Here is a 13,817-nt window from a genome sequence, read left to right as displayed (position 1 = left end):
AGCCTAATTAGGGGGTATAGATTAGTATGAAAGTATTTAATACAATGACAAGAAAAAAAGAAGAATTCGTTCCTCTAAAAGAGGGAGAAGTTAAGATGTATGTATGTGGGCCTACGGTCTATAATTTCTTTCATATAGGTAATGCAAGAACTTTTGTAGTTTTTGATACTGTAAGAAGATATTTCGAGTATAGAGGATATAAAGTTAGATTTATACAGAACTTTACAGACATTGATGATAAGATGATCAAGAGAGCTAATGAAGAAAGTATTACTGTTAAGGAATTAGGTGATAGATTTATAGAAGAGTACTATAAAGATGCAGATGCTTTAAATATAGAGAGAGCTACTGTAAATCCAAGAGCAACTCATTATATAGATCAAATAGTTGATTTTATAAAGGAATTAATAAATAGAGGTTACGCTTATGAGGTAAACGGAGATGTATACTTTAATACTAAAAAGTTTGAAGGATACGGAAAGTTGTCAGGTCAAAATCTTGAGGAGTTGCAATTAGGATCAAGAATAGATGTGGATGAAAGAAAAAAGGATCCAATGGATTTTGCGGTATGGAAAAGTCAAAAGCCAGGAGAGCCTGCTTGGGAAAGTCCATGGGGAATGGGAAGACCAGGTTGGCACATAGAGTGCTCATGTATGGCGCATGATTTGTTAGGAGAAACTATAGATATACATGCAGGAGGCTCAGACCTATCATTCCCACACCATGAAAATGAAATAGCACAAAGTGAAGGTAGAACAGGAAAAACTTTTGCAAGATACTGGATGCATTCTGCATTCGTAAATGTAAATAATCAAAAGATGTCAAAATCACTTAACAACTTCTTTACTGCAAGGGAAATACTAGAGAAATATGATTCAGATGTTGTAAGAATGTTTATGTTATCAGGGCATTATAGGACTCAGATAAACTTCAGCTTAGAGTTATTAGACTCTACTAAAGCAGCAGTAGATAGATTATATAATTCAATTGCAAATTTAGAAAATTTATTAGGTGAAGTTTCCTTAGATAATATGACTTCTACTGAGGAAGAGTATATTAAGAAGCTTAACTCATATAAAGAAAAATATATAGAGAAGATGGATGATGATTTTAATACTGCAGATGCTATATCTGTTATCTTTGATTTAGCAAGAGAGATTAATACAAATATTGGAACAAGTTCATCAAAGGAATTAGTTGAGTATTCTCTAGACTTGATAAGAGAACTTGGTGAACCTCTAGGAATATTACAAGTTTCAAAAAGAGGTAATTTAGAAGAGGAAATAGAGAGGCTTATAGAGCAGAGACAACAAGCAAGAAAAAATAAAGACTGGGCACTTTCAGATAAAATAAGAGATGATTTAAAAGCTCAAGGAATTATTCTCGAAGACACCCCACAAGGTGTGAGATGGAAAAGAATTTAGCATGATACAAATTTAGAATGGAGAATTCAAATGAATTTTAACTTAATAAAAGGTAAATTTACTATAGAGGATGCTAGACAAATAAATCCTTTAGTGCTGGCCTATATAGGCGATTCTGTTTATGAAGTTTTTGTAAGAGCATATTTAGTAGAAAAGAATAGAGATATGTCCGTACATAAACTTCATAAAAAGGCTATAGAATTTGTCAAAGCACATGCACAGAGTGAGTTTATAAAGAAGCTAGAGGATAAACTGAATGAGGAAGAAATATATTTCTTCAAAAGAGGAAGAAATTCCAAATCAGCTACAACTCCTAAAAATGCAGATATTCAAGAATATAGATTTGCTACTGGTTTTGAATCCTTGATAGGATTTCTGTACATAACAGAACAGTCTGAAAGACTAGAATATCTGCTTAACACTATTGTAGATTTACATGCAAATGGGGGAATATAGATGAAACTTAAAGTGAAGCTAATGGAATATACGCCTAATCCTGAAAAAGTTATAGCATCAGCAGCGAAGCTATGCTACAGTGCTTCAGGAATAGATCAGATACAGGAGAACTTACAAGATGAACGAGCTGAAAAATTTCTTAATATGCTTATGTCATATGGGCATGAATCTCCAGTAGAGCATGTATCATTTACATTTGCTGTTGAGGGTGTATCAAGAAGTTTAACTCATCAGCTAGTAAGACATAGAATAGCTTCATATTCACAACAGAGTCAAAGATATGTGAAGCTTGAGCAGTTCGAGTATATCATTCCTCCTGAAATTGAAAAAAATAGCGAGACAAAAGAGATTTTTATTAGTGCGATGAAAGATAGTCAGCAAGCTTATAGTCAGTTAACGAATATATTAAAGGATAAATACTTGAAAAATGGCATAGAGCCTTTGGCGGCAGAAAAAATGGCAATTGAGGATGCCAGATATGTTTTTCCAAACGCATGTGAAACTAAAATTATTTTCACAATGAATGCTAGAAGTTTAATGAATTTCTTTAGGCATAGATGTTGTAATAGAGCTCAGTGGGAAATTAGAGAGTTAGCTAATGAAATGCTAATTCAAGTTAAGAAAGTTGCACCTGTTCTATTTAGTAAGTGTGGCCCTTCCTGTGTTACTGGGATGTGTCCAGAAGGAAAAATGACTTGTGGAAAAGCGGAAGAAGTAAGAAAAAGATATGTTTAATAGATGTGGTTAGAAGAAGTTATTAGGAGACTTTAATTTTGTCTACGTACTAAATCTATAAAGTGAAAGAGGTAATAGTGTGAAAGAAACTAAAAGAGGTTCAAAAGAAAAAACTATAAAATCAAAGGGAAAAGATAATAACTTCAACAAAGCCATAACTGTAGAAGCTAGGGAAGATATAATTGAAGGTAGAAATGCAGTTATTGAGGCTTTGCGTTCTGATAGAACTATTGAGCAGATATTAATTGCTAACGGTGATATCTCTGGGTCAGTAAATGTAATATTAGGACTTGCAAAAGAAAAGAATGTTGTAGTTAAATATGTTGATAGAAGAAAATTAGACCAGATGTCTGAAACTGGAGCTCACCAAGGAGTAGTAGCTCAAGTTACACCTTACAAGTATTTTGAGGTGGAAGATATATTAAAATATGCGGAAGACAAAGGCGAAAATCCTTTTATAGTTATTCTTGATGAGATAGAAGATCCACATAACTTTGGTTCAATAATTAGAACTGCAGAAACCTGTGGAGCACATGGTATCATTATACCTAAAAGAAGAAATGTTGGCGTTACTCCTACTGTATATAAAACTTCAGCTGGAGCTATTGAATATATGAAAATAGCAAAGGTTACCAACTTAAATTCTACTATAGATAAGCTTAAGGAAAAAGGAGTGTGGGTGTATGGAGCAGACATGGCTGGAGAAGACTTCTGTTTTGAAGCTAATCTTTCTGGACCTGTAGCTCTCATTATAGGAAGTGAAGGAAAGGGTATTCTAAAGCTTACAAGGGAAAAATGTGATGCTCTTATAAAAATACCTATGGTAGGGAAAATATCATCTTTAAATGCTTCTGTGGCGGGAGGTATATTAATGTATGAAATTTTAAAACAAAAAATAAAATGTGATAAAAAGTGAAAAATATTTTTGTAGATGGATATAATGTAATAAATAGCTGGCCAGGATTGAAAGATGTGAAGGGATATAGCTTCGAATCGGCTAGACAGGAATTGATAGAGACTTTAAGTAACTATGCAGCATATAAAGGCCATAAGATCTTTATAGTTTTTGACGCTCATATGGTAAGCGGCAGTATAGAGAAAAGAGAAAAGATTAGTGATTATATTATAGTTATATTTACAAGAGAAGGAGAAACTGCAGATAATTTCATTGAGAGAGAAGTTAACAGAATAGGTCGAAAATCAGAGGTATGTGTCGTGACTTCAGACTCATTAGAACAGCAGATTGTCTTTCAAAGAGGGGCTGTCAGGATGTCATCTATAGAGTTTTATCATGAAATAAAATCTGTAGAATTAAAAATAAAAAGCAGAATAAGAAAAAAGTATTCTGAAAAGAGACATAGATTACAAGATAGGGTTTCTGAGAATATATTGGAAGAACTTGAAAAAATTCGAAGAAGCAAGTGAAATCTATTGACTGTAAATTTAGGTTTAATGTATAATCAATTGTGTGGCCTATATTTGTTGTGGAGGGGATACCTTGGAGAAAAGGGGTTATATTGCTAAAAATTCCTCCTTTGAAGGTAAGTTAGATGAGGAAATTGTTATAGAAGCAAAAAAAGGGGATATTAGAGCTCAAGAGTACCTTATTAACAAATATGAAAACTTTGTTAAATCTAAAGCTAAGTCGTATTTTTTAATTGGTGCAGATAAAGAAGATATATACCAAGAGGGAATGATAGGTTTATATAAGGCCATTAGAGATTTTAAATCCGATAAGTTATCTTCTTTTAAGGCTTTTGCAGAATTGTGTGTTACAAGACAGATAATAACTGCCATAAAAACTGCTACTCGGCAAAAGCATATACCGTTAAATACGTATGTTTCCCTAAACAAACCTATATATGACGAAGAGTCAGATAGAACTTTGTTAGATGTGTTATCTGAGGCCAGAGTTGCAGACCCTGAGGAGCTTATTATAAGTAGGGAAGAGTTAAATCACATACAAAATGAAATTGGTGAAGTATTATCAAGCTTAGAGATGGAAGTATTAATGTCATATCTTGATGGTAAGTCCTACCAGGAAATTGCATGTGACTTAGATAGGCACGCTAAATCAATAGATAATGCACTGCAGAGAGTTAAAAGAAAGTTAGAAAAGTGTTTAAACGATAAATAGAAATACATATTGACAAAATCACTTAATTGTATTAAAATTGATAATCGGTATATAACTTTTAATATAACTTTTACGATGATTTTGAAATAAGTGAGCGAGAGTAGTTCAGTGGTAGAACACCAGCTTCCCAAGCTGGCTGTCGCGGGTTCAATCCCCGTTTCTCGCTCCAATGATAAAATTGCCCATGTAGCTCAGTCGGCAGAGCGTCACCTTGGTAAGGTGGAGGTCACCGGTTCAATCCCGGTCATGGGCTCCAATAATATTTAAAGTTCACAACACACCAGGGTGAGTTTACCTAAATAAAATGTTTATGAAACAAGGAGGAACAATAAAATGTCAAAAGCAAAATTTGAAAGAAACAAACCACACGTAAACATAGGAACAATAGGACACGTAGACCACGGTAAAACAACATTAACAGCAGCAATAACAACAGTATTATCAAAAAAGGGATTTGCAGAAGCATTTGATTATGCAGCAATAGATAAAGCACCAGAAGAAAGAGAAAGAGGAATCACAATCAACACAGCACACGTTGAATATGAAACAGAAAACAGACACTATGCACACGTTGATTGTCCAGGACACGCTGACTATGTTAAGAACATGATAACAGGAGCAGCACAGATGGATGGAGCTATCTTAGTTGTAAGTGCAGCAGATGGTCCAATGCCACAAACAAGAGAGCACATACTACTAGCATCAAGAGTTGGTGTTGACTACATAGTAGTATTCTTAAATAAAGCTGACATGGTAGACGATGCAGAATTATTAGAATTAGTAGAAATGGAAGTTAGAGAATTATTAAGCGAGTACAACTTCCCAGGAGATGATACTCCAATCGTAGCTGGATCAGCATTAAAAGCATTAGAAAACCCAACAGATGAAGAAGCAATAAAACCAATAATGGACTTAATGGCTGCAGTAGACAGCTACATTCCAACTCCAGAAAGAGCAACTGACAAAGCATTCTTAATGCCTGTAGAAGATGTATTCACAATAACAGGAAGAGGAACAGTTGCAACTGGAAGAGTTGAAAGTGGAATATTAAAAGTTGGAGACGAAGTAGAAATCGTAGGAATAAAAGAAGAAAAGGGCAAAACTGTATGTACAGGAGTAGAAATGTTCAGAAAGCTTCTTGATCAAGCGATGGCAGGAGATAACATCGGAGCATTATTAAGAGGTGTTCAAAGAGATGATATCGAAAGAGGTCAAGTATTAGCAAAACCAGGTTCAGTACATCCACATAAGAAGTTCGTAGGTCAAGTATACGTACTAAAAAAAGAAGAAGGTGGAAGACACACTCCATTCTTCGATGGATATAGACCACAGTTCTACTTCAGAACAACAGACGTTACAGGATCAATCAAATTACCAGAAGGAATGGAAATGGTTATGCCTGGAGACCACATAGACATGAAAGTTGAATTAATCACTCCAGTAGCAATGGATGAAGGATTAAGATTTGCTATAAGAGAAGGCGGAAGAACTGTAGGTTCAGGAGTTGTTTCTAAAATAGAAGAGTAATTATAAGTTGTAGGACTGGGTTTCTATACCTAGTCCTTTTAAAAGTATAGAAGGTTAATGTAAATTAGTGCTAATATATACTTTTAATTTCAATTGACATAATAACTAAGTTGTGATAAATTATCTAAGTAATGCACATTTATAAATAGCAACAAACAATGTTTTGACATTATAGATAAGCATGTTTCAGGAGGTGGAAGCAATGAGAATAAAAATAACATTAGCATGTACAGATTGTAAACAAAGAAATTACAACACAATGAAGAACAAAAAGAATGATCCTGACAGATTAGAAATGAGAAAGTACTGCCCATTTTGCCATAAACATACAGCTCACAAAGAAACAAAATAACATTACATAGAGGCGTTGAATTAAAATAATGAGGATGTGAAAAAATGGCTGCACAGGACAATGTAAAAAAAGTAAATAAATCAGCAGCATCCGGAAACGGAGTTATTAGTTTTTTTAAAGAGTTAAAAGCAGAAACTAAGAGAATAACTTGGGCCTCTAAAGAAAATGTAAAAAAAGCAACAGCAACAGTTATGACATTTTGTGTTATATATGTAATAATAGTTGGATTACTTGATTTTGGATTTAAGAATCTTATTGGAGTAATCTTTAAATAACATAAAAAGGAGGTAGGGGTCGAGAGAAGATTCCCGTCCCTTGAATTATGGCAGATAAAGCTAGATGGTATGTAGTACACACATATTCTGGTTATGAGAATAAGGTTAAAGCAAACCTTGAAAAAACCATCGAAAATAGAAATTTATATCATTGGATAGATGATGTTCAAGTTCCTATAGAAGAACAAGTTGAAATTAAAGATGGTAAGAAGAAAATAACACAAAGAAAGATTTTTCCGGGATATGTCTTAGTGCATATGATAATGACAGATGATTCTTGGTATATAGTTAGAAATACTAGGGGAGTAACAGGATTTGTAGGTCCGGGATCAAAACCAGTACCGTTAACTGATGAAGAAGTTAAGGCAATGGGTATATCTGAAAAACCTATTAATGTAGATATTGAAGTCGGAGAAAACATTAAAGTTAAATCTGGCCCATTAGAAAACTTCCCGGCTATTATTCAAGAAATCAATACTGAAAAGAGAAAAATCAAAGCATTAGTTAACATGTTTGGCAGGGAAACCCCTGTTGAACTTGATTTTAATCAAATAGAAAAATTAGATTAGTTTGTAAGACGTAAGTCTTAACAAGTGGGAGGACAAAAGTCCGTATAACCACATTTTAGGAGGTGTAAATTCATGGCTAAAAAAGTAGTAGGAATGATTAAACTTCAACTTCCTGCAGGAAAAGCAACTCCAGCACCACCTGTTGGACCAGCACTTGGACAGCATGGGGTAAACATTATGGGATTCTGTAAAGAATTTAACGCTAAGACTGCTAACCAAGCAGGACTAATAATTCCTGTAGTAATCACTGTATATCAGGACAGATCTTTTAGTTTTATACTAAAAACTCCACCTGCAGCAGTATTATTAAAGAAAGCAGCAGGAATTGAAAGTGGATCTGGCGTACCAAACAGAACTAAAGTTGCTAAAGTAACTAAAGAACAAGTTAGACAAATAGCTGAAACAAAGATGCCAGACTTAAATGCAGGAACTATTGAAGCTGCTATGAGCATGGTAGCAGGAACAGCAAGAAGCATGGGAATAGTTGTAGAAGAATAGTTAACCAAAATAGTGGGAGGTAATAACCGTTAAAACCACGAAGGAGGATACAAAATGGGAAAGAATTACAATGAAAGCGTTAAGCTTGTTGATAGAAGTGTTCTATATACATCATCAGAAGCTATAGAGCTTGCTGTAAAAACATCAAAAGCTAAATTTGATGAAACTATTGAGCTAGCATTAAGACTTGGAGTTGATCCAAGACATGCAGATCAACAGGTTAGAGGAGCTGTAGTACTTCCTCACGGAACTGGTAAAAAAGTTAGAGTTTTAGTTTTTGCAAAAGGCGATAAGGCTAAGGAAGCTGAAGCTGCAGGCGCTGAGTTTGTAGGAGCAGAAGAGTTAGTTGATAAAATACAAAAAGAAAACTGGTTTGATTTTGACGTAGTTGTTGCAACTCCAGATATGATGGGTGTTGTTGGTAGACTAGGTAGAGTATTAGGACCTAAGGGTTTAATGCCGAATCCAAAGTCAGGTACAGTTACTTTTGATGTAGCAAAAGCTGTAGCAGACATTAAAGCTGGTAAGGTTGAATATAGAGTTGATAAAACTGCTATAGTTCACGTTCCAATTGGTAAAAGATCATTTGGAGAGCAAAAATTACTTGAAAACTTCCGTGTATTGATGGAAGCTGTTATAAAGGCAAAACCAGCAGCTGCTAAAGGTCAATACTTAAAATCTGTAGTAGTTTCAGCTACTATGGGACCTGGAATAAAAATAAATCCAGTAAAAGCATTAGATTAATATTGACATAGATTAAAAGTTAATGTACAATATTAGAGGTTAATAAGTAAATATTCCGTAGACAGTAGGTGCGAATGCATAACGGTTATACCAACCTACCGAGGGTTCCGATATAAGTGATTATAACTGGTCTCTCTACGTCTACGGGGAGACCTTTAAATTTGTATAACATTAATTTTAAACTGTGAGGAGGTGGACACACAGTGGGAAAAAATAGAGAAATAAAAGAAGCTAAAGTGTTAGAAATAAAGGAAAAAATGGAAAAAGCTCAAGGTATAATCTTCGCTAAGTATCAAGGATTAACTGTTGAAGAAGATACAGAGCTTAGAAAGCAATTAAGAGAAGCTGGTGTAGAGTATAAAGTTTACAAAAATACTTTAACTACATTAGCAGCAAGAGAACTAGGATTTGATGGTGTTGAAAGCATCCTTGAAGGACCAGTTTCAGTAGCATTCGGATATGAAGATCCAACAGCTCCTGCAAGAATCTTAAATGATTTTGCAAAAAATCATAAGAAGATGGAGTTAAAAGGTGGAGTTGTTCAAGGAGAAATATTTGATACTGATAAAGTTCAACAACTTGCTAAAATACCACCAAGAGAAGTTTTACTTGCTCAATTACTTGGAAGCTTCAAAGCTCCAATGTCAAACCTAGCATACTTATTAAATGCTGTTAAAGAAAAGAAAGAATCAGAAGAAGCTTAATTTGAATAAATAATAATTTGTTGAAGAGAAATTTTGGAGGTGTCTAATAATGACTAGAGAAGAAATAATTCAAGCTATAAAAGAAATGAGCGTTTTAGAATTAAACGAGTTAGTAAAAGCATGTGAAGAGGAATTCGGAGTAAGCGCAGCTGCTCCAGTAGCAGTTGCAGGTGTTGCAGCACCAGGTGCAGCAGCAGAAGAAAAGACTGAATTCGACGTAGTATTAGCTAACGCTGGATCAGAAAAGATAAAGGTTATAAAAGCAGTTAGAGAATTAACTGGTTTAGGATTAAAGGAAGCTAAAGAAGTAGTTGACGGAGCTCCTAAGACATTAAAAGAAGGCGTAAGCAAAGAAGATGCTGAAGCTATAAAGGCAAAACTTGCAGAAGTTGGTGCTACTGTAGAAATAAAATAGTATCTTATAAAAAAGAGGCACTTTTTATATAAAAAGTGCCTCTTTTAAAATTTAATGACATTATTTATTGACAAATGTTTATTATTATGGTAATATAATAAATTGCATTGATTAGTTAAATATAATGCAAATATTTTAGTTTTATATCAAAGATTGAATTAATTATAAAAAAAAGGTTATACTAAAAAGATGGTAATGTAATCAATCCAAAATCACATTTAAAGAGGTTGTGTTTTTGGTTATTTTTAGTTTATGCAAGGGGTGAAAGTCAATGGTACATCCTGTCCAGGTTGGTAAGAGAACGAGAATGAGCTTTTCCAAACTTAAAGAAGTTGGCGATATGCCTAATTTGATTGAGGTGCAGTTAGATTCCTATAATTGGTTTCTAAGAGAAGGCTTGCAAGAAGTGTTTGATGATATTAATCCTATTCAGGATTATACTGCTAATCTTAATCTTGAGTTTGTAGGCTACAAGTTAGATATGGATAATATCAAATACTCAGTTGAAGAATGTAAAGAAAGAGATGCTACATATGCAGCGCCTTTAAAAGTAAAAGTAAGATTACTGAACAAGGAAACTGGTGAAGTAAAGGAACAAGAAGTGTTCATGGGAGACTTTCCTCTTATGACAGAACAAGGAACCTTCATCATTAATGGTGCGGAGAGAGTTATTGTAAGTCAGTTAGTAAGATCACCAGGTGTATATTACGATATGGCAGTTGATAAAACAGGTAAAAAGCTTTTTTCATCAACTGTAATACCAAACAGAGGTGCTTGGCTAGAATATGAAACAGACTCAAATGACATAATATATGTGAGAATAGACAAGACAAGAAAATTACCTATAACCATACTTATAAGATCTATGGGATATGGTACAGATGCTGAAATAACAGAGTTTTTCGGCGAGGATGAAAGATTGAAAGCTTCCATAGAGAAAGATAATACAAAGACTCGTGAAGAAGCATTACTTGAAATATACAAGAGATTAAGACCAGGAGAACCACCTACAGTTGACAGTGCACAATCACTTATTGAATCCTTGTTCTTCGATCCTAAGAGATATGATTTATCAAGAGTTGGAAGATACAAGTTTAATAAAAAATTAGCTCTTCATTTGAGAATTGCAAATCAAATATCAAATGAAGATATTGTAAACCCACAAACAGGTGAGATTCTCGTACAAAAAGGCGAAAAGATTGATAGAGAGAAAGCAATTGAAATACAAAATTGTGGTATAAGGGCAGTAGATATTCAAGTTGAAGATAAAGTTCTTAAAGTAATAGGAAACAATTTTGTAAACATACATAGCTTTATTGATTTTAATATAGACGATTTAAATATAAAGGAACTTGTACATTATCCTACATTAAAGGAAATTTTGGATAACTACAGTGATGAAAGTAGTATAAAAGAGCAACTAAGAAAGAATATCCACGTGTTAATACCAAAACACATAATAAGAGATGATATATATGCTACTGTAAGCTATGAATTAGGATTAGCTTATAATATTGGTCATACAGATGATATTGATCACCTTGGTAATAGAAGAATTAGATCTGTAGGAGAACTTCTTCAGAATCAATTCAGAATAGGTCTTTCAAGAATGGAAAGAGTAGTTAAAGAAAGAATGACTATTCAAGATCAAGAAGTTATAACTCCGCAAGCGTTAATAAATATAAGACCAGTAGCAGCATCCATAAAAGAATTCTTTGGAAGCTCTCAGCTTTCACAGTTCATGGATCAGACAAATCCATTATCAGAGTTAACAAATAAGAGAAGACTTTCAGCCCTAGGTCCAGGAGGTCTTTCAAGAGAAAGAGCAGGATTTGAAGTAAGAGACGTTCACCACTCACACTATGGTAGAATGTGTCCTATAGAAACACCTGAAGGTCCAAATATAGGACTTATTAACTCATTAGCAACTTATGCTAGGGTAAATTACTATGGATTTATAGAAACTCCTTATAGAAAAGTTGATAAAAAGTCAGGTGTAGTTACTGAGAAACTAATATATATAACAGCAGATGAAGAAGATGAGTACCTAGTAGCACAGGCTAACGAACCTATTGACGAAAATGGACATTTTGTTGATAGTAAGGTAACAGTAAGAAACAAGGAAGATATAATGGTTGTTCCTCGTGAAGATGTTGATTTTATGGACGTATCACCAAGACAATTAGTTTCAGTAGCTACAGCTATGATACCGTTCCTTGAAAATGATGATGCCAGCCGTGCTCTTATGGGATCAAACATGCAGCGTCAGGCAGTGCCATTATTAAAGCCTCAAGCCCCTGTTGTAGGAACTGGAATAGAGTATAAGGCAGCTGTTGACTCAGGAGTACTACCTAAGGCTAAAAATGCTGGAACAGTTGTATATGTAAGTGCTAACGAAGTTAGAGTTAAGAGAGACTCTGACGGAGGAATAGATGTATACAGACTTCTTAAGTTTAAAAGATCAAACCAAGGTACTTGTATAAATCAAAGACCAATAGTTAATAAAGATGAACGTGTAGAGAAGGGTACAGTATTATCAGATGGTCCTTCTACTGACTTAGGAGAAATAGCATTAGGTAAAAATATAAGAATGGGCTTCATAACTTGGGAAGGATACAATTATGAAGATGCTATGCTTATATCTGAAGAATTGGTAAAGAATGATGTATTTACATCAATTCATATAGAAGAATATGAAGCTGAAGCAAGAGATACAAAATTAGGACCAGAAGAAATAACAAGAGATATACCGAACGTTGGAGAAGATGCATTAAAAGACATAGATGAAAGAGGAATAATAAGAATAGGTGCTGAGGTAAGATCTGGAGATATACTCGTAGGAAAGGTTACACCAAAAGGAGAAACTGAACTTACAGCTGAAGAGAGATTACTTAGAGCAATCTTTGGAGAAAAGGCTAGAGAAGTTAGAGATACTTCACTTAGAGTTCCTCACGGTGAAGCAGGTATAATTGTTGATGTTAAAGTATTTACTAGGGAAAATGGAGATGAGCTTCCACCTGGAGTTAATAAACTAGTAAGATGCTATATAGCTCAAAAAAGAAAAATATCTGTTGGAGATAAGATGGCAGGAAGACACGGTAATAAAGGGGTTATCTCTAGAGTATTACCAGAAGAAGATATGCCATTCTTACCAGATGGAAGACCACTTCAAATATGTCTAAATCCACTAGGGGTTCCTTCACGTATGAATATCGGTCAGGTACTTGAGGTTCACCTAGGATGGGCTGCAAGTGAATTAGGTTGGCATATAGCTACCCCTGTATTTGATGGTGCAACTGAAAGGGAAATAATAGAGTGCCTAGTAAAGGCTGGATATAGAGAAGATGGAAAGACTGTTCTTTATGATGGAAGAACAGGTGAACCATTTGACAACCCAGTAACCGTTGGATATATGTATATATTAAAGCTTGCACACTTAGTTGATGATAAGATTCATGCTAGATCTACAGGACCATACTCACTAGTTACTCAACAGCCATTAGGTGGTAAAGCGCAGTTTGGCGGACAGAGATTTGGAGAAATGGAAGTTTGGGCACTTGAGGCATATGGAGCAGCTCATACACTTCAAGAAATACTAACTGTGAAGTCCGACGATGTAGTTGGAAGGGTTAAAACTTATGAGGCAATTGTAAAAGGTGAAAACATACCTGAACCAGGAGTGCCAGAGTCATTTAAGGTACTTATAAAGGAATTACAAGCATTATGCCTTGATGTAAAAGTCCTAAATGATGACAATGAAGAGATAAAATTAAGAGAGTCAGTAGATGAAGAGGCAGAAGATTTAGGTGTCAATATTGAAGGAAATGAAGAATTGGTTCCACCAGTTCCTACTGATGATTATATCGAGAATGAAGATAGTGATGAAGAGTTAGAAATTGATTATGAAGATTTATCTTTAGATGATCTTCAAGGTGAATTGGAAATAGATGATTTTGGTGATGAACACTAGGAAGGGAGGAT

General features: G+C 34.4%; 15 protein-coding genes, 2 tRNA genes and 1 other annotated feature. All 17 genes read left to right on the top strand.

Features of this window, described 5'->3' with window-relative positions; translation table 11 throughout:
* Positions 1-26: 26 nt before the first annotated feature.
* The 17 genes from cysS (at position 27) to rpoB (ending at position 13,806) form a co-directional block, all read left to right on the top strand.
* Complete coding sequence (gene cysS / locus P8V03_RS03405; RefSeq protein ID WP_318796767.1) at positions 27-1,424, top strand: cysteine--tRNA ligase; 1,398 nt, start codon at positions 27-29, stop codon at positions 1,422-1,424.
* A 30-nt stretch (positions 1,425-1,454) separates the two neighbouring features.
* A complete protein-coding gene (locus P8V03_RS03400; protein WP_318796766.1) occupies positions 1,455-1,880 on the top strand; it encodes a Mini-ribonuclease 3 in 426 nt (141 codons plus the stop codon).
* Positions 1,881-2,615 (top strand): FAD-dependent thymidylate synthase, encoded by a 735-nt coding sequence (thyX, locus tag P8V03_RS03395; RefSeq protein ID WP_318796765.1) that lies wholly within the window; start codon positions 1,881-1,883, stop codon positions 2,613-2,615.
* A 115-nt stretch (positions 2,616-2,730) separates the two neighbouring features.
* A complete protein-coding gene (gene rlmB / locus P8V03_RS03390; protein ID WP_318796779.1) occupies positions 2,731-3,531 on the top strand; it encodes a 23S rRNA (guanosine(2251)-2'-O)-methyltransferase RlmB in 801 nt (266 codons plus the stop codon).
* A complete protein-coding gene (locus tag P8V03_RS03385) occupies positions 3,528-4,040 on the top strand; it encodes an NYN domain-containing protein (RefSeq protein WP_318796764.1) in 513 nt (170 codons plus the stop codon). The genes rlmB and P8V03_RS03385 overlap by 4 nt, the downstream gene beginning before the upstream one ends.
* A 73-nt stretch (positions 4,041-4,113) precedes the next feature.
* Positions 4,114-4,752: an RNA polymerase sporulation sigma factor SigH gene (gene sigH, locus P8V03_RS03380; RefSeq protein WP_261671224.1), complete on the top strand. Its 639-nt coding sequence runs from the start codon at positions 4,114-4,116 to the stop codon at positions 4,750-4,752.
* A gap of 94 nt (positions 4,753-4,846) precedes the next feature.
* Positions 4,847-4,921: transfer RNA gene (locus tag P8V03_RS03375), tRNA-Gly, on the top strand.
* Positions 4,922-4,932: 11 nt separating this feature from the next.
* Positions 4,933-5,008 (top strand) — tRNA-Thr (locus tag P8V03_RS03370).
* A 77-nt stretch (positions 5,009-5,085) separates the two neighbouring features.
* Positions 5,086-6,279 carry an elongation factor Tu gene (tuf, locus tag P8V03_RS03365; protein WP_261671211.1) on the top strand — a complete coding sequence of 398 codons (1,194 nt, stop codon included), beginning with the start codon at positions 5,086-5,088 and terminating at the stop codon, positions 6,277-6,279.
* A 202-nt stretch (positions 6,280-6,481) separates the two neighbouring features.
* Complete coding sequence (rpmG, locus tag P8V03_RS03360; RefSeq protein WP_261671249.1) at positions 6,482-6,631, top strand: 50S ribosomal protein L33; 150 nt, start codon at positions 6,482-6,484, stop codon at positions 6,629-6,631.
* 44 nt (positions 6,632-6,675) lie between these two features.
* Entirely contained in the window at positions 6,676-6,906 is a 231-nt protein-coding gene (gene secE / locus P8V03_RS03355) for a preprotein translocase subunit SecE (RefSeq protein WP_261671223.1), read from the top strand.
* Positions 6,907-6,953: 47 nt separating this feature from the next.
* Positions 6,954-7,475, top strand: a complete 522-nt coding sequence (gene nusG / locus P8V03_RS03350) for a transcription termination/antitermination protein NusG (RefSeq protein ID WP_318796763.1) — start codon at positions 6,954-6,956, stop codon at positions 7,473-7,475.
* Between the two features lie 72 nt (positions 7,476-7,547).
* Complete coding sequence (gene rplK, locus P8V03_RS03345) at positions 7,548-7,973, top strand: 50S ribosomal protein L11 (protein WP_261671221.1); 426 nt, start codon at positions 7,548-7,550, stop codon at positions 7,971-7,973.
* Positions 7,974-8,027: 54 nt separating this feature from the next.
* Positions 8,028-8,717: a 50S ribosomal protein L1 gene (gene rplA, locus P8V03_RS03340; RefSeq protein WP_261671220.1), complete on the top strand. Its 690-nt coding sequence runs from the start codon at positions 8,028-8,030 to the stop codon at positions 8,715-8,717.
* A gap of 37 nt (positions 8,718-8,754) precedes the next feature.
* Positions 8,755-8,886 (top strand) — a sequence feature (ribosomal protein L10 leader region).
* 34 nt (positions 8,887-8,920) lie between these two features.
* A complete protein-coding gene (gene rplJ / locus P8V03_RS03335) occupies positions 8,921-9,421 on the top strand; it encodes a 50S ribosomal protein L10 (protein ID WP_261671219.1) in 501 nt (166 codons plus the stop codon).
* A gap of 49 nt (positions 9,422-9,470) precedes the next feature.
* Positions 9,471-9,836, top strand: a complete 366-nt coding sequence (gene rplL, locus P8V03_RS03330) for a 50S ribosomal protein L7/L12 (RefSeq protein ID WP_261671218.1) — start codon at positions 9,471-9,473, stop codon at positions 9,834-9,836.
* A gap of 271 nt (positions 9,837-10,107) precedes the next feature.
* The gene (gene rpoB, locus P8V03_RS03325) at positions 10,108-13,806 is read left to right on the top strand and encodes a DNA-directed RNA polymerase subunit beta (protein WP_261671217.1); all 3,699 of its coding nucleotides are present in this window, start codon (positions 10,108-10,110) and stop codon (positions 13,804-13,806) included.
* Positions 13,807-13,817 lie beyond the last annotated feature (11 nt).

The sequence above is a fragment of the Clostridium tanneri genome (assembly GCF_033659955.1).
Lineage (GTDB): Bacteria > Bacillota > Clostridia > Clostridiales > Clostridiaceae > Clostridium_AM > Clostridium_AM tanneri.
Note: the sequence above shows the minus strand (reverse complement) of the source record. Positions and strands in the feature narration are given on the sequence as shown.